Annotated in this window: 12 protein-coding genes; 3 read left to right on the top strand and 9 right to left on the bottom strand. The window is 67.9% G+C overall.

Annotated features, from left to right (window positions below):
• Positions 1–46 precede the first annotated feature (46 nt).
• The 9 genes from E5843_RS02590 to E5843_RS02550 form a co-directional block, all read right to left on the bottom strand.
• Positions 47–2125, bottom strand: a complete 2079-nt coding sequence (locus E5843_RS02590; RefSeq protein ID WP_141065642.1) for a DEAD/DEAH box helicase — start codon at positions 2123–2125, stop codon at positions 47–49.
• On the bottom strand, positions 2122–3429 hold the full coding sequence (gene brxD / locus E5843_RS02585) for a BREX system ATP-binding protein BrxD (protein ID WP_141065641.1): 1308 nt from the start codon (positions 3427–3429) through the stop codon (positions 2122–2124). Before brxD ends, E5843_RS02590 begins: the two co-directional genes overlap by 4 nt.
• On the bottom strand, positions 3426–6014 hold the full coding sequence (pglZ, locus tag E5843_RS02580) for a BREX-2 system phosphatase PglZ (RefSeq protein WP_166815858.1): 2589 nt from the start codon (positions 6012–6014) through the stop codon (positions 3426–3428). Before pglZ ends, brxD begins: the two co-directional genes overlap by 4 nt.
• Entirely contained in the window at positions 6011–9652 is a 3642-nt protein-coding gene (locus tag E5843_RS02575) for a BREX-2 system ATPase PglY family protein (RefSeq protein WP_136411735.1), read from the bottom strand. The genes pglZ and E5843_RS02575 overlap by 4 nt, the downstream gene beginning before the upstream one ends.
• On the bottom strand, positions 9649–10458 hold the full coding sequence (locus E5843_RS02570) for a GSU2403 family nucleotidyltransferase fold protein (protein ID WP_141065639.1): 810 nt from the start codon (positions 10456–10458) through the stop codon (positions 9649–9651). Before E5843_RS02570 ends, E5843_RS02575 begins: the two co-directional genes overlap by 4 nt.
• Positions 10455–11597: a helix-turn-helix domain-containing protein gene (locus tag E5843_RS02565; protein ID WP_136411733.1), complete on the bottom strand. Its 1143-nt coding sequence runs from the start codon at positions 11595–11597 to the stop codon at positions 10455–10457. Before E5843_RS02565 ends, E5843_RS02570 begins: the two co-directional genes overlap by 4 nt.
• Positions 11598–11663: 66 nt before the next feature.
• Positions 11664–15275: a BREX-2 system adenine-specific DNA-methyltransferase PglX gene (pglX, locus tag E5843_RS02560; RefSeq protein ID WP_141065638.1), complete on the bottom strand. Its 3612-nt coding sequence runs from the start codon at positions 15273–15275 to the stop codon at positions 11664–11666.
• Complete coding sequence (gene pglW, locus E5843_RS02555; RefSeq protein WP_136411732.1) at positions 15272–19483, bottom strand: BREX system serine/threonine kinase PglW; 4212 nt, start codon at positions 19481–19483, stop codon at positions 15272–15274. Before pglW ends, pglX begins: the two co-directional genes overlap by 4 nt.
• 3 nt (positions 19484–19486) lie before the next feature.
• On the bottom strand, positions 19487–19747 hold the full coding sequence (locus E5843_RS02550) for a helix-turn-helix domain-containing protein (protein WP_136411731.1): 261 nt from the start codon (positions 19745–19747) through the stop codon (positions 19487–19489).
• Positions 19748–19881: 134 nt separating this feature from the next.
• Between E5843_RS02550 and E5843_RS02545 the strand changes: the two genes are divergently transcribed.
• The 3 genes from E5843_RS02545 to E5843_RS02535 are packed head-to-tail and all read left to right on the top strand — an operon-like array spanning position 19882 to position 22392.
• Entirely contained in the window at positions 19882–20154 is a 273-nt protein-coding gene (locus E5843_RS02545) for a hypothetical protein (RefSeq protein ID WP_136411730.1), read from the top strand.
• Complete coding sequence (locus tag E5843_RS02540; protein ID WP_141065637.1) at positions 20147–21481, top strand: site-specific integrase; 1335 nt, start codon at positions 20147–20149, stop codon at positions 21479–21481. Before E5843_RS02545 ends, E5843_RS02540 begins: the two co-directional genes overlap by 8 nt.
• The gene (locus E5843_RS02535; RefSeq protein WP_136411729.1) at positions 21481–22392 is read left to right on the top strand and encodes an HD domain-containing protein; all 912 of its coding nucleotides are present in this window, start codon (positions 21481–21483) and stop codon (positions 22390–22392) included. The genes E5843_RS02540 and E5843_RS02535 overlap by 1 nt, the downstream gene beginning before the upstream one ends.
• Positions 22393–22557: the final 165 nt, after the last annotated feature.

The following is a 22557-nucleotide window of genomic DNA, read 5'->3' as shown; positions in this document are numbered from 1 at the left end:
ACCCAAAAGTGAGCTTGGCATCTCGTGCCCAGCGCCCTGGCGCGGATCACTCCGGGGGACACCTGATCGACGCAACAGCCTGAACGCGACGCAGCGTCATTTCGTGAACCCGGCTAGCAGGCAGCAGTTCCGCGAACTTGGGCTTCGCCGCCGGCTCCCAGAACGGCTCCAGCGCCGCCAGGCTCTTCCAGCCGCCGACACGCTCCAGGGCCACGGGGCTCAGCGTGAACTTCACGCTCCACGCGGTCACCACGCCGTAGCTGCCTCCAGCCGTTGTGATGCGACCGGCCAGCAGAAGGTTTGCGGCCAGCCCCGCATACGTCCACCAGACGTAGCCCCCGTCGGGTCGCTCGAATGGAACCGTCCGCAGGGTGTCCTGCAGTTCCTCCTGAAGCTCGGCAAGCTTCGCCCGCGCCCTGCCCGAAAGCCCGGGCTCATTATCCGCACCGGCGCCGTCAAGGATGTCGCGCACCTTCTGCGACAGCACCCGGGATGCGCCGCGCGCCGCACCCAGCCAACGACTGCTGCCCTTCTCCTCGCTGGGAACGACATGGACTCGCGCGCGTGACCAGTCGGTCGACACCACACGCCACGAGCGCCCTCCAAGGGCGAGGATCACCGGCGAATCCCGCTTGCCTGCCAGGCTCAAGGGATCGACATGGCCCACCAGCACGTTGCCATGCATGGCCGCAAAAGCGTTGGGCGAATCAAAGGAGACGCACAGCTCGGCCAGGCCCTTGCCGCGGAACCTGGCTTCCGCCTTCGGCCCCAGCGCCAACTGCATGCCGATGCCGATCAGCCATCCGTCCGCAACCAGATGCGCCCTGATCTCCGGCCAGCCAGCATCGAGGGCTTCGGCCATCCCGGGAATGCGACCGGACAGTGCCAGGAAGTCGGCTTCAGCCATCTCGCCGCCGTGCTCGAAGATCAGCGCGAACAGCTGCTGCACCAGCACGTGGTACGGCAGGGGCGGGGGCAGCACCGGCTCCACGTAGCCCTCGCCAAAGAGCTGCTTGATCGCCAGGGCCTGCAGCAGCCCTTCACCGCTGGTCGCAATGAACAGCATGTTGCGATGACTGCCCCGCCGCCTGCCCGTACGCCCCAGCCGCTGGAGGAAGGACGCAACCGACCCCGGCGCATCGATCTGGATCACGCGATCCAGGTCACCCACATCCAGCCCCAGCTCCAGTGTGCTGGTCGCCACGATGACGCAGTTCTGGCGCTCGGCGAAGGCCTGCTCGGCCTGCCTGCGAATGTCGGCCGACAGGGCTGCATGGGAGACGAAGACATCGACCTCCAGCGCGCGCAGGGCAAGCGCAAGCTCTTCCACCTTGGTGCGGCTATCGCAGAACACCAGTCGCTTCTCGCCGGCATGCAACCGGCCGATGAGGATGGCGGCATTGGCGATGTTTCCTGCGTAGTCGATGGCGATCTCGGACTCGGCGGGTGGTGCGGACACGTGGACCAGGGTGGCCGTTCCGCTTGCGTGGCCCGCAAGCCATTCCAGCAGCGCCGCTGGATCACCCACCGTGGCCGACAGTCCGATCCGCTGCTCCACAGGCGCGCCCAGCGTGCGCAGGCGTTCGAGCAGCGCCAGCAAGTGCCAGCCGCGGTCGTCGCCGGCGAAGGCATGCAGCTCGTCCACGATCACGCAGCGCACGCCGCCCAGCAGCCGGCGGTGGTCGCGGCGGCTGCCGAGCATGATGCCTTCCAGCGACTCGGGCGTGGTCAGCAGGATGTCGGGCGGATCGCCTTGGGTACGCGACTTGCCGCATGCACTCACGTCGCCATGCCAGACCTCCACCCTGCGCCCGACCATGCCTGCCAGCGACGACAGGCGCGGCTCCAGGTTGTTCAGCAGTGCCTTGGTCGGGCAGACGTACAGGACGCTGAGGCCGCGCCACTCCTCGGTCAGCATCCGTGACAGCACGGGCAGCACTGCCGCTTCGGTCTTGCCACCGGCCGTAGGAGCGATCAGCAGCGCATGATGCCCCTGCACCAGCGGCGCCACCGCCTGCTCCTGCAGCGGCCGCAGCCCCGGCCACCCCAGCGAATTGACCACGTGGTACTGGACTGCCGGATGCAGCAGCTCGAACGCGCTTGCTTCGGGGTGATCGCTGCTCACAGGTCGAGCTGGATGTCGTCGGGCGACAGCGCGCGCCGCTCGTCCTGGCTCAGCTCCGCAGCCTGCACCACAAGCTGGTAATCCTTCCGTGGATCAAAGTCAGGGAACTGGTCGACCCGATCCAGCACCTCGGCCACCAGCTTCTTCAGGAAGATCCGCGGCGCAACGCCCACTTTCCCGCCCAGCTTGCCGGTCACGGCAGTGGCCAGGTCCCGGAGCAGTGCATCGTCGACAAGCGTCAGCACGCGATCAGCGACAGCGCTGCGTTGAACAAACACGGCCCTCACGTTCCGCCCCACCTCGACCAGGCGCTCCATGTCGAAGGCACGCAGGCGGATCTGGACCGCACGCGGATTGTCGAAGCGCGCGTCGGTACCGAAGTCCACGTGCAGCCGCTGCGCCAACGGCGGCAGCCGCTGAACGCCCTGCGGGCCATCGAAGAACGCCGGCGTGCCGGTGATCATCAGGTACAGGCCGGGGAAGCGGCCGGCATCGATCTCGTCCATGAACTGGCGCAGCGCATTGAGACTCTTCTCGCGGATGTCGCCGCGCACGCGCTGCAGGGTCTCCACCTCGTCCAGCACCAGCACCAGGCCGGAAAACCCACTGTCGCGCAGGATCAGCAGCAAACCTTGCAGGAAGCCCAGCGCACCGAAGTGGTCGATGTCGCCCTTGATCCCGGCCGCCCGCTTGGTCGCAGCGGCCACGTTCGGCTGACCCGACATCCAGGCAATCAGGCCGCTGGCCAAGGCTTCGTCGCCGGCCGCCACGGCACGGCGATACGCGCGCAGGCAGGCACCGAACGCAGGCGCCTGGCGCTCGATCGGGCGCAGCCGCTCGGTCATCAATGCCTCGGTGGCCTGCAGCAGCCGGTCCTCGGCGCAGTCGCTTTCGCGCGCCAGCACTTCCTCTTCCAGCGCATAGAACCATCCGTCGATGATCGCGCGCATGGCGCCACGCTCGCCGCCTTCGGTCATCAGGTGCTCGATCAGGCGCCTGTACACTGTTTCGAGCCGGTGCAGCGGTGTTTCCGCCTCCGAGATCTGCACTTCCGAACTGGCGAATCCTTCCGCACGCGCCAGCCCCTGGAACCAGCGGGCAAAAAAGGTCTTGCCCGTTCCGTAGTCGCCGCGCACGGCCTTGAACCGGCCTCGGCCTGTCGAACCCTGGCTCAGCTCCGCCAGCAGGGTGTCGCGGTAGGGGTCCAGCCCGACCGCAAACGCGTCCAGCGCAGACTCGGGCACGGTGCCGCGTCGCAGCGCATCCAGGATTTCATCGGCACGGGCGGGTGAGATCGTCGTCATAGCTGGAACTGTGTGCGCAGTAGTGGCAGGTCAAGCAGGACGGTCCCGGTCGCCTGCTCAAAGGTGACCACCGGGAAACCATCGATATTGAGCGTGCGCTGGAGGATCGACACCACGCCGCGCATCCGCACCGCGGGCATCTCGATCGCTTGCGCAAGCTGTTCGATCCGGGCGCGCCCGCCACCATCCTCCAGTTTCCGCACCAGCGTGGCCAGCCGCTGAGGCTCAAGGGCCACACGTCCGACCCGCGCCTGCTGGTGACCGAAGACGCTGCTGGCCAACAGCGCATCAGCCAAGCCGCTGGCCTGCCGCGGTGCAAACAGGTCGCCGGACGCCTCCGCCGCCCTTCGCCTGACAGGCGGTTGCGCGGGCACGGACCGGGGTGGTGGCACCTGGCCGTCGGACTCCCACCACGCTGGGCTGGCAATGTTCGTCGGCAGGTACCCGGCATCCGGCAGCTCCATGCCCGGAGGCGTCCAGATACCCAGCGGCACGATCATTTCCTGGCGGGACACGCCGCCGTGATATCCGTTCTTTTTCACCGCATAGCGGATGTCCTCGCGCCAGGGCACCACGATCGCGCTGTCCATCAGCGCCCGCACGCGCGGCCCGTCGGCCAGCAACTCACCCTCGGCGACCGGCGCTTCGGCCGTGCGGTAGCGTTCTCCTGCGCCACCGGGCCGCAGTATCGAATCACGCTCAAGCACGTGGCCGTGATCACTGGTCAGGACCACGGCCCTGCCGGCACGGCTGGCATGATCCAGCACCTCAGCCAGCAAGGGGATGGTTTCGATGTCCCAGTCGATGCGGACCTGGTCCGATTTGGCCAGCGCATCGTCAATGGCATTGATGACCACGGCCACCACCTGGCAGCTGGCGTCGGCAATCGCGGCCGCCACCTCAGTGCCCAGCTGGTGGCTCTGCTCCACGCCGGCCTTGTGGAACAACCGCGGCGGATGGCCCGAGCGGCTTGCCCGCCGGAGACCTTCGTGCGCGGCGAACGCCTGGGCCTCCTGACGAGCGACGCCGCGCGCAAGCCTTCCCGACAGCAGGCTGGTGCGGCTGCACTCGGTCACTGAGGGCACGGTGGCCAGCAGGGCCTGCGGCTCGCCGCGGCGGGCCCAGGCACCCCAGCCTCGGGACAGCAGCGACTGCGACATCGCAAGCGACACATCTGCGCTCATGCCATCGAGCACCACCAGCAGCACCGGCGACTGCGACGCCAGCGGCGCGACCACGTGGTCCAGCGCCGACTCCACCGGCGTCAGCCCGCCTGGTACCTCGCCCAAGCGCAGCGTAGCCAGCAGGCTGCTCGCAAAGGCTTCGTCCTGCGGCCGGCGCGCGACTGCCACCTGGTCGAGCAGCTTCGTCACCGCCCGCGCGAACCGCTCCGGGCGGACGCCGCGCAGCGCCCTGCGCGCCCAGTCCTGCCACGCGCCGTGCTCCAGATAGTGGGCGACGGAGTCGTTGACCGTCGTGCCCGTGGCGCCGACTGCCAGGGAACGGCAAAGTCGCGCCGCCATCCGCGCCGCCGCCGGCCCGGGGTGGTCGCCCCGGGCAAGCCGATGGGCCAATACGTACGCTGCAGCAGCTTCAACCTCAAGAAGCGCATCGGGCGTGCGTAGGAATCGTTCGATGGACTCGCCAAGCTGGTCCAGACGCGCGTCCAGGCCAAGGGAGAGCACGCCGCTGAGTTCCAGATGATCGCTCGCACCGATCGCCTGCAGCAGCTCGGAGGCCTTGCGTTCCGCGGCAAGCCGCCCGGCCTCCGGCAGACGAGCGGCCAGATCGCGCGCCAGTCGGGCCCAGCTCTTGCCGTCCGCCACCTTCAGGCGATGGCCACCCAGGCGCGATTCGAGGCGCACGCGGGCGTCACGCAGCTCCGGGAGCTTCTCGGCCTCGTCCGCATACAGCACGTCGCAGGCCAGGCCGATGGCGGCAATCGCGTGCCCGTTGCCGTTCTCCATGGCCGCCACGAATGCTTCGGCCAGCGGCCCGAACTGCTCCACCAGGTGCTGCCGGTAGTGCTCGCGGTGGTCAGGCGCGATCGCCAGCCAGCGCGCATGGTTGTCTTCACAGGCATGGGCCAGGTCATCCAGCCCCGGCTGTTCCGCAGGCAGGCCGAACACGAACGCCAGGCAGGTGCCCATGGCGTCTTCCAGGGTCAGCACCGGCGACGTTGCCGTCGGCCGCACGGCCACCGCATCCATCAGCACCGCGGGCAGCCACTGCATGGGAAACAGCCTCGGATCCACCTGGCGCACGCCGTACGCGTCCTGCACCAACTGCCAGCGGTCCACGTGCAGCAGGCGATGGCGCGCCAGGCGCCCCAGGATGTCCTGGCCCAGTGCGTTTTCCGGTAAGCCGACCAGCAACACCGCAGGCGTTTCGCCTTCGGCCGCCAGCGCCTCACGCACCTCCAGGCTCGACTGGCAATAGCGCAGCGGCAGGGTGCGCCCGGCGACTTCGATCGACTCACCGCCCGCCCACGGGTGCGGCCAGGCATAGGCCAGGGCCTGCCGCGGCGAACCTTCCTCCAACACCCTGGCCGCATGGCTGGCCAGTTGGGACAGGGTCAGGCTCACGCCCCACCGTCGCCTTCGCGATACACGCGGCAGTCGATGTCCACGCGCAGGGAAGCATCTTCCTGCAGGGCCTGCTGCAGCGTCTGCATCACTTCAGTCACCGCCGCGGCATCGGCGGAGCGCCGCTCGATATTGCGGATTGAGGGGGATGGCCGCGGCGGTGGAGGTGGCGGGAGCGGAGGTGGCGGCGCGACCATCAGCTTCAGCGCAGCCCCGTGCTGGCGGGACAGCTCCGCATCCAGCCGGATGACATGCTCGTCGGATGCCAGCGCCGCCACCGCCGCCTCAATCACGGCCACCGCAGGTGCGTCGCTCCGGCCCAGGCCGCGGAACGTCTCCAGCACCTGCCACTGCGGTGAACGCAGCGTCGCCGTCAGCGTCGGCGCAGACGCCATCACGGCACCCATCGCGGCACTGGAGGTATCCACCCGTCCCTGCGCCAGCACCGCCACTGTGTCCGCACTGGCATCGGCCAGGGCGATCAGCAGATCGAGCGACGCCTGCGCGGTGCGCATGCGGGCGCAGTCACCCTTCACGCCCCAATCCCCGAGGCGCGTTTCCAGCGCCGCGCGGTAGTCACGCACGGCGCCCATCTTTTCGCCAGCATGCCTGCGGAGCGCCTGCACCATGCTGGCTACGTTGCCGGGATTCCGGCCGGCACCGGTGCCAACCTCGCCAAAGATGTCCGAGGCACGGCGAACCGCTTCCTTCCACAGTGCCTCATCCGGGAGCGCCTGTTCGCGCAGCTCACACTCGCGCTGCAAGCCGCCGACCTCGGCCTGCACCGGTCCACCGTGAAGGTACGGCGTGCGACCGGCCTGTGCTGCCCAGCCCAGGATGATCAGATCCGATACGTCGTCCTGCAGGCCCATGGCCTGCGGCTCATCGATCCACTGCCGGAGCTGGCGTACCGTGGGGTTCTTAACCCCCTCTGCGGCCATCTTCCGGGTGAAGTGGGTGCGCCAGTGGTCTTCCGGCGACAGCTGCGCCTCACCGCACCTGGCCAGGTTGAGCGGCTGCACGATGCGACGTATCTCGTCGCGCCGGCCTCGCTCCAGGTCTGCGCGTCCATTGGGCGAATCCACCGCCTCGCGCAGCGCATCGAGGGACCACTTCAACGCGGCACGCCGCACCTCACCTTCGAACTTCGGGTGGGCCGGATACTGGTGGGCCAGTGCCTGGTCCAGCAGATGCTCCACGCTCTCCTTGAAGCCGCCGCCCGGGGGCGGCTGCAGCCTCAGCCCGCCAGCCAAAGACTGGAAGTGTTCGTCAAGGGTGTGGCTGGTGTGCACGTCGTTGCCGGTGCCCTGGGCGATCCCATAGGCCTGTTTGAGCGCACCGCGCACGCGCAGCTCCAACTGGTCACGCTGGCTCTTGAGCGTCGCCCGAGCTTCGGTGCGTTCCACCGGCTGCAGGTGAGCCCCGTACTCGTCCAGCCGCGGCCCGGACAGCACGTGGTTGAGGATCACCAGCCGCCCCAGGTCATCGAGCGCGCGCTCATTAAGAAAGGATGGAATCCAGGCGATCGTGCGCACCGACTCGGCGCGCTCGCGGAAGGTCTGCAATCGCGCCCGGTCGTCGGCCGGCGTGCGCGCCGGATCCTCGTCAAAGGGATAGTCGATCAACAGCCGCCACACGCCATCGCCCGGGCGCATGCTTTCGTCTGTCAGCTCGCGAACGTTCTGGAGCAACACTTCGGTACGCCGCGGCGTGCCGCGCCACAGCCAGCTGTATTCGGGCGCCAGCAGCGCCGTGGACGCATCGATCCCGATTTCGCCGAACAGCAGATCCTTCACCAGCCGCACGCGGTTGCCGAAGTTGTCCATGGCACGCGCGTTTTCCAGCACGCCTTCCACGTCCACGCCGCTCAGCTGCATGCTGATCACCGGGTGCACCGCGTCCGCGCTGAGCTGGATCTCGCCGGCATGGCTGGCCCAGCCGCGCACCTTGGCCAGCACGGTGCCTGCCTCGCCATTGGGCAGTGGCGAGCGGATGGTGCCGTGGTTCAGCGCCGCCAGCCGGGTCGGGGTCAGGTTGCGCAGCGCCTCGACTTCCGGCGCCAGGGTCGACAGCAGCAGGGTCTTGAGGATGCCAGCGTCGGCGCGGTAGCGGCGGATCACCTGGGGATCGGCATTGCCGTCCAGGATGTCCTGGTTGGAAACGCCGTGATCGGCCTCCAACAGTGGCACAAGCTTGCGGTTCCACACTTGACGCGCGCGGTCGAACAGGTTCTTGATCACCGGGGTGAACGGCTCATCGCCGTCGATGATGGCGTCGAACAGGTCGCCCACCGGAATCACGTCGCCAAGCTGCAACCGGTCCTTGTTCTGAACCAGGAGCTGCAGCATCAGTTTCAGGGCAGTGCGCTCGCGCTGCAGCAGCCCCGACAGCGCCACCAGCACCTGCACCAGCGCCGGGCTGAACGGATAGACCTGCTCGAACATCTGCTTGTCGCCTTCGTGCGTGAGCAGGATGTCCAGCACTTCCTGGCGAACGCGCGCGGTTTTCTCGAACGCCTCGTGCAACTGCTGTTTCTCGGCCTCGCCGCGGGGCTGCAGCAAGCGGCGCTCGATGATGGCCGGCAGGTTGCGGTCCTCCAGCTTGATCTCGTCGAAGCGCGCCTCCCACCACTGCAAGACATCGGCGAAGGCCAACTGCTGTGCGCCGGGCACCGAGGCACCCACCAGCTCGCGCAGGTCGCGCTGACGGGCGATGAAGCTCACGATCGGGATCGGCCGGTCGGCCGCCTCGGCTTCCACCAGCTTGGCCACCTTCTGGCCTTCGCGATTGAGGAAGCCCTGATCCTGGGAATGGCTTGCCAGCCATAGGATCAACTCGTCCAGGAACAGCACCACCGCCCTGTAACCGAGATCCCGCGCGTGCTGCGACATCACCGCCAACCCGCGGTCCAGGCTCACGTAGTTGTCGGTGTCGGCATTGGCATGCAGGTGGCTGAAGAAGGCATCCACCAGATCGCCCACCAACCGCCGGTGCTCGGCGTCGTCCGGATTGGCCGCAGCTGCTGCTTCATAGGCCATCGCATCCCAACCACCGCCCAGGCTGCCCCAGCCGCCGTCGCCACCACCGCTGCCGCCGAGCGCCTTGAAAAAGCTCTCATCGCCCATCTGTCCGCGCAGGCGGTGGGCGTTCTGGATCAGCTCGGCGCTGCGGTAGAAGCCGGGCGTGGGTGCATCGGGATGCTTCTCACGGACATGGGCCGCGTAGCCGCCCAGAATCGCCTGCTCCATGCTGCGCGCGCCGATCATGTGGAACGGCACCACCAGGTAGCTGCCGCCCTCCCACCACGCATTGGCCTCGCGGACCACGCCAGCCAGTTCGGGAATGGCGCGCGCATCGGCATCGCCCTCCAGGATCATGTCCAGCACCGCCATGAAATGGCTCTTGCCGCTGCCGAAGCTGCCGTGCAGGTAGGCGCCCTTGGACGAGTTGCCGTTCACCGCGCTGCCGATCAGCGACAGCGCTTGCTTGAACGACTGCACCAGCTGCGGCGTCACCACGTACTGCTGCAGCGTCTGCCTACGCTTGTCAGCCTGCAGACCCTCTGTAAGCCGCAGGACGAAATCACCCTGATGGACAGCCTCCGGGATGGTGAAGATGTCGCCGATCGTGGTGGTCATTCCAGTATTTCCCCCAAAGCTTCCAGACACATCGCCCGCATCCGTTCCGGATCCAAGTCCCGGTCCTGCGGAATCCGGGCCGCGTCGCGGATCCGGTCGTTCAAGGTGCCAAACACATCAGTCCTCGCCTGCAGGACCCGTCGCACCCAGGCGGGATCCATGCTTGGCCGGATGTCTTCGTCCCACAGCGCATGCAGCTCGTCCAGGCGGGCTGCGAACAGTTCAAGCGTATCGTGGATGTACAACAGATCCTGTGCCTGCTTCCCGGCCGCTCGGTCCGGGTGGATCAACAGCTTCTGCACGATGAACGCCACCGGATTCGGAATGCGCGCGGCCAGTGGCACGTCCGCACCCCAGTCCGCCCCCAGGGTCACCGACCAGGGCGTGAGGAACAGCAGGTCCAGATAGCGCAGGCGCTGGGCTGTGATGCCCGATTGCGCCTCGGTCGCCATCGGCACACCCTCGCGCGTGTAAGCGCGCCCCACCAGCGGCGTCAGGAACTCGGCATAGAACCCTGCGGTGCTCTCCTCCCCAAGGGTGTAGCGCGACACAGGCGGCTGGTGGCTGCCGGTCAGCTGCTGGTGGAATCCCTCGGCTTCCAATGCTGCCCGGATATCCCCGTCAAGGCGTTCGCGCTGTGCGTACGCGACATCGGCATCCAGGGTGGCGAGCGGCTGGTACTTCAGCGGTGTCGCGCGTTCGTGCAGCCGATACAGCCGATGTGCCCAGCCACCCACGAACAGCAGCCGCGACTCCCACGGCGCCAACGCCTGGACCAGCCTGACGAACGGCGCGAGATCGTTCATGGCCGTTCCCCCAGCACATCCGCCAGCGCGCCCTCACGCAGCAACTGTTCCTGCTCGGCACCACGCGACGGATGCGCGGACACATCCAGCCAGACCTGCAGCACGTCGGCCACCAGAACGTCGCCTGCGCGGATGGCGCCACGAAACAGGGACTCGGGCGCATTGCTCTGCTTGATGATCACCTGCGGCGGCTCACCTGGCGCGCAGGGCACGACGCCGGGCCATTCCACTCCCCGTGGCGGAGACAGACGCCGCACGTACACATGCGGTACCGCGCCGCTCACGTGCCCCACCCCCAGCATGTCAGCGGCCTCGAATAGGCCGATGCAGGCTTCCAGCCGCGAGGCCAGCTTGTGCAACTGCCGCGGGCCTGCAGCGGGAATCAGGTAGGACATGCGCAACTCGGGCGAAGAGCGCATAGCGGCCGACTGCCAGCGGCGAAACAGCTCGCCGCGCCTGACCAGGCGCAGCGGCCCCCCGGAGTCATCCACAAAGCCCTCTTCCTGCATGCGCCGCAGGAACCGGGAGGCGCTCATGGGCGAGACCCCGGCGGCCTGCGCCAGGTCCGAACCGGAGAAGTACTCGCCCCTGGGCGCATGCAGCAGCCGTTCGGGCAGCTCGGGCGCCAGCAGCACCTTGAGCATCCACTGGTTGAGGTCGGAAAACAGATTGGAGGCCTTGCGCGGCTGCGCGACCCTGCCGCTGCGGCGCGCCTTCGGCTCCTCCCGGTCCAGCCCATCAAGCCCCGGACCGATGAACAGGCTGCCACCGGCCTCCGATACCAGACCCACGGCCACATCGGGTGCGTAGTCGCGCTGGAAGTCGACGAACCGGCGCCTCAGCGAGGGCGAGGCATTGCCCACCCCGACCACCGCCAGCGGTCGCATACCCAGGTCTGCGGCATAACGGCTGGCCTGCAGGATCGCTTGCGACAGCAGGGCCAACGCCCGGTCCGGGCGGCCTTCGGGCTCGGCCTTGAGTTCCACGGCGTAGCGGTGCGGACCACGCCCGGCGACCAGGTCAGGGCGGTACCGCTGCGGTCCCACCGGTTCCACATCCACCGACCAGCCGCCCTCCTCCAACAAGGCTGCCAGCTGCTCTTCTACGCGAGCCATCTGCGGGGGCGGGGCTGAATTCATGCCAGCGATCCTACCACGGCCATGATATATAACACGGCCACGGTAACTACCACGGCCATGATAGGTTTAACTCCCGGCTTTGGCCCGCCGCCCCCGGCGTGAGGCGGCGGGCGGCTGCCACTCGGCAAGGGTCTGGCGGGTCCAGTGATGGCGGTTAAGCTGCTGGGCGAGCCAGTCGCGGAAGTAGTCGCCGGGGCGGACGTCGGTGTCGGGGTCAATGGCGTTGTGCCACTGCAGCACCCAGGGCAGCTCCTCGTCGAGGGCGATGAGCAGGGGCAGGAGCTGGGCGGGGTCGGCGCCGCTGCGCTCTTCGCCGTCGATCCAGGCGCCGGCCAGGGCGCGCACGCGCTGGGCGGGGTTCCAGCCGGCCCAGCCGTAGAGCCAGTCGCCGGGCGCCTGCGGGTCGGGGACGGTGAAGCAGCGCTCCTTGGGCACGTCCAGGCCGCCGCGCAGGCGCCAGTAGCCGGGGCGCAGGAAGTCGGCGCTGGTGTACTTGGGCGGGGCCGGCAGGCGGCCGACCTCGGCCAGCTTGCGCTTCTCCTGCTCGGGTTTGATACGGGCCTGCCACTGGGCCTCGTCTTCATCGTCACGGCGCGGGTGTTCGGCGGCCACGGCGGCGTCGATGGCGTCCTCGCGGCGCTGCTGGTCCCAGGTGTGCTCCCAGTCGGCGCGCTTGCGCAGGCCGGCGGGCTTGTAGCGCAGCACCTTTAGCCCGGGCACAGATTCGCCGTCCAGCAGATCGCGCAGCAGGGCGGCGACGTCGAAGGCCTGCTGGCCGGTCAACAGGGCGGCCACGGCCATGAAGTCGGCGTCGCGCTCGGCGCGGGCGGCGAGATCGTTCACGCGCTGCAGTGCAGGTTCGGGCCAGTAGTGCGGGCTCTCCAGCCGGTCCAGCAGCCAGCCGCGCAGGGCGGCCTGCTCCAGTTCGGCCCAGCCGGGCTGGTTCCAGCGGCGCTTGTACTCGGGGCGCTCGAGCAGGCCGATCCACGGGTGGGATTCGATCAGGGCGATGCGGCGCTTGATGAGGGCGCGGTAGTCGGCCGGCCAGTGGGCGGGGATTTCTGTAACCGGGGAGGAGCCGTGGCGGGCGAACCAAGTGCTCTCGACCTCGCCCCCTTCGATACGGCGCGCCAGCACGAACTCGAAGGCGCGCTCGCCCAAGGCGATGCCGGGCGGGTCGCCGGCAAACGTGAGGTCATCCTCTAGCAGGCCGTAGGCGCGGTAGCTCCACCAGTCGAGCTCCTCCTGCAGCGCGATCATGCGCGCTAGCAGCGCATCGGCTTGATTGCGGTGCGCATCCAATTCGACTCGCGACAGCGGAAGTTGCGCGGCAAGCCCAGCCGGAAGATGGGTCTCGCGCTCAACGGCGCGCGCGTCGAGCTGGCGTGCCAGGTGAAGCGGTCGCTCTTCCGGAAGCGGAAACGACAGCATTCCTGTCCCGGTGTGCTCGTAGAACTTCTCCCACTCCTCAGACGCCAGGCCGCCCCCAATCCCACCACCGCCCTTGCTGTGCAACACCTGCTTCATCCAGAAGCACCCCGACGCGCTGTTCAACAGCCCGAGCAGCCCCAGGTGCTCATCCTCGCTGGCCTCGGCCGGCAGCTTGATGACCGGCGCGCTCTGCTTGAACACCTTGCCGCCGCGATCCAGCACGAAGTGGTTGTGGGTGGCAACGAAGGCGAAGGTGATGGACAGCTTGGTCCGATATGCAGAAGACGTGTGCTGCATGTACTCAAACCACTCCAAGCCGGCATCTTCCATTTCTCCCTGAAATGTTCTCCTGCGCGCCAAAGTGGTACGCCACACCCAAAGTTCAGAATAAAACTCTCTGCCCGAGGGCCGATGGTAGGGATACCAAACACTGTCCAGCGATCCTACGCTCCAGTCACGTACGGAGTCCCCGACAAGGTATTCGCGGAATTGCTGCTGAGGAATCGGCGAACACTTTCTTCGCGAAGACGGGAAAATAAACACGTCTTCCTCAGCAATTCTGACAGCCCGTCCGATCGGGTTCTCAACAGCACTGCCTAGTGCCGCCTGACTCGTGGATTCAAGCTGCTCAAGCACTGAAGGCGCTACTCCGCCCTGCAAACTCCACGGGTGGTTCGCCAACCGATCGCGCTCCATGTCCGCGACGCTGACGTACTCATTGCTGCTGCCCAACTTGTCAGTGAGCTCGACGATGGACCGCCACACCAGCCCCTGCGCCGGGTCATCCGGCGTGGACGGCTCGCCGCGAATTCCGAGTACGGCGCGCACGGTGGCGGCCACCGGCGCGCGATTGCGGCCGAACAGGATCACCGTGGGCGTGCCGTGGCCGGGGATATAGGCGCCGGAGGTGTGGATGAGGTGGGTGAGGTCCTGGCGCGGGAACCAGTCCTCGATCAACTTCTTGCCGAACTCGCGCTTCATGAAGCTGTCGGCGGTGATCAGGCCGACGTAGCCTGCCGGCGCGTCGCCATTGGTTTCTGCCAACTGGAAGAAGCGTTCGGTGAAAGGCACGCCGAGCGAAAACTGGCGATAACAGGTTTCGTAGCGCTCGCGATACAGCGCGTTGAGCGCGCTGTCGCTGGCGGTGATGTAGGGCGGGTTGCCGACCACGGCGTGGTAGCGCTGGCCGAGGATGCGGTTGACCTCGTCGATGTCTTCGGCGGCGTAGGCGTGCGGGTAGCGTTGGCCGAGATCGTCCGCGCCGAGCAGGTCGAAGCGGCGGCCGTGCAGCAGCGAGTCGCCGGTGGTGAGGTTGAACTTCCAGCCCGGCGCCTCGCGCAGGGTGTGGATGCCGCTGGCCTGCAGCGCGGCCACCAGCAGGCGGAATCGGGCGATGGCCACGGCGAAGGGGTTGAGGTCCACGCCGTAGACACCTTCCAGCGCCTTGATGACCCGCTCGCGCGCGTCCAGCCCCGGCGCGCTGCGCTGCCAGTGATCGAGCAGGCGGCCGAAGGTGCCGAGCAGGAAATGGCCGGAGCCGCAGGTCGGGTCGATCAGGCGGATGCCGTCCAGCCCGAACGTGCGGATGGCCGGCTCCAGGGTGCGGTCGAGGATGAACTCCTCCACGAACCCCGGCGTCTGCAGCAGGGCGTAGCGCTTGCGCGCGGCTTCGGACAGGTCCTGGTAGAGGTCGCCGAGGAAGCGGGTATCGAGCGCGGGATCGGTGAAGTCGTGGCGCAGGGCGCCCGTGTCCGGGTCGGTCTGCTGCCAGAAGGCGAGCAGGTCGCGTGCGGCCTCGTAGGAGGGCGGCATGGCGAACAGCGGGTTGTGGGCACGGCCGAACAGGCCGGTGAGCGCGGGGAATTCGGCCAGGCCGTCGAACACGCTTTCCAGGTAGTGGCGCTCGTGGTCGGTGGGGCGCTGGCGCACGAACTCCCCGAAGGCGTCGCGGGCGCGGCGCAGGGCATCGCCGGGGCCGGACAGGCGCGGGGTGGGCAGCAGGCCGGTGTCTTCGGCAAAGCGCACGAAGGTGCAGGCCAGCACCCAGGCGACCGCGGACTGGGTGATCTGGTGATCGCGCCAGGTGCCATAGGTGTCGGCGGTACGGCCGGCGTCGCGGGCGGCCTTGTATTCCGCTTCCAGCCGGCCCTTGAGTTCCGGCAGGGCCTCGGTCTGCTGGCGAAGGTCGTTTTCGAGCTTCTTCTGCTGGGCCTGCAGGTCGGTCAGCAACTGTCTTGCATTGATCACGCGGTGGGTCCTGATGCGGCGGCGGCCGGGGCCGCGCGGTGGCGGTTCTCCAGCCAGGATCTGGGCAGATGGGTCCAGTCGGCCGGGGTGATGACGGGCAGCACCACGCCGTCGAGCATCGGCGGCTGGTGGCTGTCGCCGGGCAGCAGCAGCAGGCGCGCGGGGCGCTGGCCGGCGCTGGCGGCGTCGCGCAGGGTCTGGATCACTCCGGTGTGGCCGTAGCGGACCAGCAGGCCGAGGTGTTGGAGCAGCAGCGGGCGCGGGTCGTCACGGAGCTGTGCCACCACCGCCGGCATGGCGCGCTCAACCAAGGCGGTCAGGCGGCGCCAGTCGGCGCTGGACTGCACGGCGGCGTCGGCCTGGCGCACCACGCGCCAATCGCCGCCAATCTGGCTGGTCTGGGCCTTGAGCGCATCGATCAGCAGGCGGTCCAGGCTGATCGCGGCGAGGTCGTATTGCTGGCTCAGTTCGGGAACGGCGTCTTCCACCCGGCGCAGGTCGGCGGTGACCAGCACCACCCGCCCGGCGTCGAGCGCGCGGCGCACGGTGGCGTCGAAGGCGCGCGCCTCGCGCGCTTCCGGAGAGTCGGCATCGCCGTGCACTGCGGTGGTCATGCGCCGCAGTGTGCTGGTGTGGCGGGTGGCGCCGCTGGCCTGCTGGGCCATGGCGTAGCCGGCGGGCAGGCCATCGCCGGCCTCGTGCCACTGCAGGGGGAAATCGATCTGCTGCAGCAGGCGGTCCAGGGCGGGACGACCTGGCAATCGCTCGGCCTTGGAGAAGCGGCTGTGGATGCGGGCGTGCAGCTGCTCCACGCCCAGGCGGCGCGCGCCAAGCAGGGTGTTGGCGCCCAGGCGCAGGGCGCGCTCGGCGGACAGGCCTTCCGGATACAGTTCCTGGCGACTGGACAAGGCCACGCCGGGAGCGGCGGCCTGGGCCAGGCGCAGGCGGCGCTCGGGTGTCATCGGCGGGTCGCCGGCGGGCGTGGGGATGGCCATCAACGCCTGCTCGGCCCGGCGCGGGCTGGGCAGCGGGTCTTCGGCCGCCAGCGTGGCGGCTTCCGCGGCCAGGGCTTCGGCAAAGCCGGCGCGCTCGGCGGTGGAGGCCTGCAGTCCGCCCTGCCCTTCGGTGCTCACGACCAGAGGGACGGTATGGCCGCGATAGAGCACGTAGCGAGCCGATTCGCGGGTGGCTTCCACTTCCAGCGCCGCCTGCAGCACCGCGGCGGCGAGGCGCTGGCGTTCGGCATCGCCGGTGGTGGAGCCGTGGGCGCTGAGCAAGCCACTGGCCACCTCGGCCACGCTGGCAACGGATTCGCGGCGCTGCAAGAAGGCGGCTACTTCATCGCGTAGCGCGGTCATCCAGCCGTTCTTGGCCCACTTGCCGGCGGCGCGATCGATGGCGGCCTGGACCTGGGCGCGACTGGTGCCGGAGGCTTCGGCGACTTCGCGCTGGCTGGGCAGGTCGAGCTGGACGGTCGGGCTGGCGTCGGCCAGGCCGAGCCAGTGGCTGACGATGTCGGCCTCACCGGCTTCGAGCTTGGTGCTTTCAAGCGCCTTGACCAGGCGGTCGATGCTCCAGGCCCCGGGTTGGTCGTCGGGCAGGTCCGGGGCGGTGGCCTGACCCAGGTTGCCCGCCAGGGCTTCGCGCACCTGGCGCAGGCGACGGGTGATCTGCTGGCCGATGCCGCGGTTGCGGTAGAAACGGATGCCCGGCAGCGACAGCAACTGACCGACCGTGGTGGCACCGATGCGGTCGGCGGCGTTGAGCTCGCGCGCGCTCAGGCCGAGTTCTGACAGCGGCGTTTCGCGCGAGAGGCTTTCCACGCGCGCGAAGTCGAGCGTGGTGCTGCCATCGCTGTCGTCGTCGGTGGTGGTGGTCTGGTCGATGTGGCGGAAGAGGTTCTTCCAGGCCAGATGCATGAGGTCGGCGTTGTCGAAGCGCTGCTTGCTGTTGCGGTGCAGGGCGCGGCGGAAGAAATCGGCCAGGCCGTCACGCACGGAGGCGTCGAACTTCTCCACGTCCAGGCTGGCGTCTTCGTCGCTGCTGGCCGGGTCCTGGCCGGCCGCGCCCCAAGTGGGCAGGGTGCCGGTGGCCATTTCGTGCAGGGTCATGGCGGCGGCGAAGCGCTCAGCGTGCAGGTCCCAGCGCGGCGGCTGGCGCAGGCTGAGGAACGGGTCCAGGTACGGCGGGGTGCCGGCGCGGATGTTCTCGGCCGGGGCGCGCGCCAGGGAGAAGTCGAACAGCTTCAGGGTCAGGGCGCGCTTGCGGGTTTCGCCCAGGCCGATGTTCTCGGGCTTGAGGTCACGGTGGTTGATGCCCTCGCGCTCCAGGTGCACCAGCACCGCCAGCAGCTCGTCGCCGAAGCGTTCGAGCAGGTCGAGCGAGAGCGGGCCCTGTTCGCGCAGGCGCTGGCCCATGGTGCGGTGGCCGGCCTGTTCGATGAAGATCGCGGTCAGGCCGTCAATGTCGTGGATGCCGAAGGCCTTGACGATGTTGGGGTGCGGCACGTCCAGCAGGGTGTCGTATTCCTGCCGCAGTCGTTCGTTGAAGGACGGATCCTTGGCGACCTTGAGCACGCCCTGCTGGCCTTCGGGATTCTCCACGGCCAGCGCGTGGCAGGTGGAGCCGGCGCCCAGGCGGCGCAGCACCTTGAAACCGCCGGTGAGCATGTCGCCCTGGCGGGCATCGGCCGGGAGCGCGCCGCGTTCGGGCTCGGGCGCGGTGAGCTCTTCTTCCACGTCGTCGAGCATGCGCAGGAACTCGCGCACGTCCGAGGGGCGGTCGGCAGGATTGGGGTCGGTGGCCGCCTGCACCAGCACCTGCAGGCTGTCGGGCGCGCCGTCGAGCGCCTCGGACATCATCAGGCCCGGGCCGCGGCGGCACTTGTCGAGCATGTCCTCGACGCTGGTCGCCGGATGCCGGCCGCCGAACAGGGCGTAGGTGAGGGCACCGAGCGAGAAGATGTCGATGGCGACCGGGTCGTAGCCGTGGCCGGCGACGACTTCGGGCGAGGCGTAGATGGCCGAGCGCGGGTTGTCGATCACCCCGGCCTGCTGGCCCAGGTGCATGGTCATGCGGGTGTCGGCGGTGCCGTCCTGGCCGGCGATGCCGCTCTGCCAGTCGCGCAGCACGGGGCGCGGCCGGCCCTGGGCGTCGTGCTGCAGTTCGATGGTCCAGGGGCTGAGCGCGCGGTGGTAGACATTGCGGCTGTGCGCATAGGCCAGGGCTTCGCCGATGGCGCGGATCAGCTCCAGCCGCTGGTCGAAGCCGGGGGCCGCAGCGGCGGCGTCGATCAGGTGGTCCAGGCGCTGGGCTTCGGGATCGAAGTCGTAGACCAGCGCCGGGCCGATGTCGCTTTCGGTGAGCTGGCGCGGACTGAGGATGGCGTCGTGGCGGATGTCGCGCAGCAGCGCGTACTCGCGGGTTGCGATGTCCTTGCGTTCGCGCTTCTCGGCCTCGGCGGCGCGCTGGGCGTGGGGGAAGATGCGGATGCGCTTGTGATCGCTGGCCACGCGCTGGTGGGTGGCCTGCCAGTCCTGGTAGCGGTCGTTTTCGGCGATCAGGCCGGTGAGCAGGTAGTCGCCGACGGTGGCGGCGCGGGTGCGCTTGCGCAGGCCGAGCTGGTCCATCGCACGGGCCAGTGCGCGCTCGGTGTCGCGGCTGATGCCGGCGCGGGCTTCGGCCTGGGTGGCGCGGCCCACGATGACGTCGATGATGCTGTGCGCGCCGCCGCGGTGGCGGGCGTCCGGGCGCAGGTAAATGTGCTGGGCGGCGATTTCGTCCAGCGTCAGTTCGCAGTGCGGCTCGGACAGGAAAACAGCGGCCTGGATGTACGGCACCTGGGCGTTGCGGAAGGCTTTTTGCCGACCGAGCAAAGACTTGAGCTTGCGCGCCTTGCGGTTGGTCAGCAGCAGCGGGTTTTCCTCGTAGCGATCGCGTCCGCTGGGCGAACGGATCAGCCAACTGTTCTGGTTGCCGCTGATGCGGCCAGCCCAGTGCTTGATTTCGACCAGGTAGATGCGATCGCTGGACACGATGAACGCGTCGACTTCGTTGATGCTGCCGTCTTCGGCGATGAACTCGAAGTTCGACCAGGCTCGGAACGGCGAGGAATCAGGCAGGTGCGCTCGCAGCAGGTCCAAGGCCTCCTGCTCGTGCGCATGGGCCGATGGGTGTACGACGTGCCAGCGGCTGTCTCCTGCAGCCATGCCCTAGCCTCGCTGCTGCGTCGTGGTGCCCGGCTGCGCGGCGGCATCGTCGGGGACGTATTCGACCAGGTCTTCGATCCTGCAGTCGAAGTAGGCGCACAGGCGATCAAGCGTGTCCGAGCGCACGTTGGTGCCGCGGTTGAGCATGCGCGAGAGGGTGATGCGACCGATGCCGGTGGTATCGGCAACCTCGCTCAGGGAGATGCGCCTGCCCTCCTTGAATTCCTTGTCGGCAATGCGCTCTTTGAGCTTGAACCTGAGCATTGAGCTGAATCCTGACTGAATCGTATATGGTTCAATTGAACATTATATGTTGCACTTTGATTCTCTTTTGATACAACACCAGCATGCATCACAGGCGGTGCATGCGTATCACAAATGAATCATGGAGCGCAGATATGAACCAGACTTACCTTACCACCGATCAGCTCGCCGAGATCATCCACTACGACTCCCGGACCATCCGTACCCGCCTGAAGGACGCCGTGCTGCTGGAGGGCGTGCACTACATCCGCCCGTTTGGCGGCCGGAAGCTCCTCTTCATCCGCGAGACGATCGAGCGGGACATCGGCAAGTTCTCGGCCAGCAAGGCGCCCGGCGTCCCGGCAGCTCGCACGCCGGCCGTGGGTCTGAGCATCCCGATGGCCAACGGCGGCCTGGCCCATGGCTAAGGTCCGCGCCCGCAAGGACAACGGCCTACTGTTCCTGGACTTCTACTACCGGGGAGTCCGCTGCCGGGAGCAGACGGCCCTGCCCGACACCGCTGAGAACCGCCGCCGGGTCCAGTCTCTGATGAGCCGGATCTCCAAGGAGATCAAGCAGGGCCTGTTCGACTACGCGGCGACGTTCCCGGGAAGCCCGAAGGCGGCCCAGTTCGCCGCACCGGCGCCGGCCGTCGGCGGGATTTTCCCGGCCCCTCCGGGTGGCAATCCCCTACCCGCAGCCCCGGCTGGTCCGGACACGCCCGCCTTCGCCGACTTCTCCGTGACCTGGCGCAAGGAGATGGCGCCCCAATGGCGGCGCCAGCACCGGGACAGCGTGGATGCAACGTTCGACGCGCACCTGCTGGCCGAGTTCGGCGAGCGGCCGGTCGGCTCCATTTCGAAAGCGGACGTGCTGACGTTCCGCGCCAAGCTCGCTGAACTGCCCGGCCGCTCAAGCCCCAAGCTGTCCTCGACGACGATCAACAAGGTCATGGGGCTTCTGCGCCAGTGCCTGACGGAGGCCAGTGAGCGCTTTGGCACGCCGAATCCCTTCAAGGGGGTCAAGCGACTGAAGGGCCGGCGTCCCGACGTGATGCCCTTCTCCCTGGAGGAGGTGGAGAAGATTCGCGCCACGATCCGCCCCGACTTCCGCAACTACGTCACCTGTCGTTTCTTCACCGGGATGCGCACGGGTGAAATCAACGGGCTCAAATGGAAGTACGTCGACTTCGACAACGAGCTGATCAAGGTCCGCGAGGTGTTCGCAGGCGGCGAGTCGGAAGAGAACGCCAAGACCGAAAGCTCCATCCGCGACATCCCGATGCTGCCGATGGTCAAGGAGGCGCTGCGACAGCAGTGGGAGGAGCGGGATCCGGACGCCGTGTACGTGTTCTGCACTCGCGCGGGTAACCCCATCGACGCGCACAACTTCGCCAACCGGATCTGGTACCCGCTGCTGCGCTACCTCGAGTTCGAGAAGCGCCGGCCGTACCAGACGCGACACACGGCAGCGACGCTGATGTTGGCGTCCGGCGAGAACCCCGAGTGGATCGCCCGACTCATGGGGCACACCAACACGCAGATGCTCTTCACCGTGTACTCGCGTTACGTGCCCAACCTCACCCGTCAGGACGGGCTCGCCTTCACCGGACTCGTGAGCAGGAAGGCCACGAGCCGCACGCAGTCCATGACGGCCGACCAGATCGACGCGTTGGACGCTGCGGCGCTCCGGCAGCTGCTGAAACGCCAGCTCCTCGATACATCCACCGCAGTGCCTCTGAAGGAGGGAACCTGATGGCAGCTTCCATCGCCCCCGACATCGACGTCATGCCGGGCGTACTGATTGGACCCGCACAGGGGCAGAACACCTCGTCGAGCACCTGCCTTTGGCGGGTCAGTCATGGCCACACCGTCACCGAATACCTCATTCCGTCCCCATCGGTGCGAAGTCAGCTGCTGATGCATTCGCTGACCCGCCACGTCATGCAGGTCGTGCGCTGGGACTCGGAGGCGGCCAACGACAACGTGCCGGTGATCACGTCGGCCGACTACGATCCCGACTTCGATGCGCCGTTGGCCTGGCTTCCGGACGACCTGTGCCCGAGAAAGCACGTGGTGGCGGAAACGGTCAATCTGGTGGCGCAGATCCAGTCGGATCCACTGCGCAGGATGACGGAGCGCGTGTTGTTGCGCCGGGACGTTGCCGACACCTACTGGACCATGCCTGCCTCCGTTCGCCATCACCACGCCTTCCCGGGCGGCCTGGCCACCCATAGCCTTGAAGTGGCTCTCGATCTGCATTCCCAAGGGACGCTCGAAGACCATGAGCGCGACATCTGTGTTGCAGCAGGTCTCCTGCATGACATCGGGAAGTGCTGGGCCTACACGGAGGACATGTTCCCCACAACGCAGGCCCGAGCCGTGGGCCATGAGCTACTGGGCCTGAGCCGCCTGCACTCCGAGCTCGAACGCCTGGAAGTCGATTGGCCCGATGCCGGCTACGCCATGCGTGCACTGTTGAGTGGAATCAGCCACCGACGCCAGGACGGTTCAATCCCAACCGCGCTTCTGGCCCGGGTGCGCGCAGCTGACCAACGCAGCTGTGAACGTGATCGGGAGCGGAAGAACCCCATCCGCACTTGGACGCCGCGGGCATGCTCGCCTCCCCCGGTTCGGATCTCGCTCGACCTGGACGAACCGTTCTGAGAACCTGAGAGTCAGACGACTGGCAGCACGTACGAGGAACACCGATGCACGAGACAACCCCGTTGTCGTGGCGGTCCGCCGCCAACTTGGTGATCGAGCCTGCCATGGTGCTCGCAACTGCTGCGCGCCTCCTAGGACGCCTCGCATGGCGCCGTGTACGACGGC

The sequence above is a fragment of the Luteimonas yindakuii genome, assembly GCF_004803715.2.
Taxonomy (GTDB): domain Bacteria; phylum Pseudomonadota; class Gammaproteobacteria; order Xanthomonadales; family Xanthomonadaceae; genus Luteimonas; species Luteimonas yindakuii.
This window is presented reverse-complemented; position numbering and strand designations above follow the sequence as displayed.

Excerpts from the sequence above, each read along its gene's own strand:
- brxD (WP_141065641.1), bottom strand. The coding sequence starts at position 3,429 with ATGACGACGATCTCACCCGCCCGTGCCGATGAAATCCTGGATGCGCTG.
- E5843_RS02575 (WP_136411735.1), bottom strand. The coding sequence starts at position 9,652 with ATGACCACCACGATCGGCGACATCTTCACCATCCCGGAGGCTGTCCAT.
- E5843_RS02570 (WP_141065639.1), bottom strand. The coding sequence starts at position 10,458 with ATGAACGATCTCGCGCCGTTCGTCAGGCTGGTCCAGGCGTTGGCGCCG.
- E5843_RS02565 (WP_136411733.1), bottom strand. The coding sequence starts at position 11,597 with ATGAATTCAGCCCCGCCCCCGCAGATGGCTCGCGTAGAAGAGCAGCTG.
- pglW (WP_136411732.1), bottom strand. The coding sequence starts at position 19,483 with ATGGCTGCAGGAGACAGCCGCTGGCACGTCGTACACCCATCGGCCCAT.
- E5843_RS02550 (WP_136411731.1), bottom strand. The coding sequence starts at position 19,747 with ATGCTCAGGTTCAAGCTCAAAGAGCGCATTGCCGACAAGGAATTCAAG.
- E5843_RS02545 (WP_136411730.1), top strand. The coding sequence starts at position 19,882 with ATGAACCAGACTTACCTTACCACCGATCAGCTCGCCGAGATCATCCAC.
- E5843_RS02540 (WP_141065637.1), top strand. The coding sequence starts at position 20,147 with ATGGCTAAGGTCCGCGCCCGCAAGGACAACGGCCTACTGTTCCTGGAC.
- E5843_RS02535 (WP_136411729.1), top strand. The coding sequence starts at position 21,481 with ATGGCAGCTTCCATCGCCCCCGACATCGACGTCATGCCGGGCGTACTG.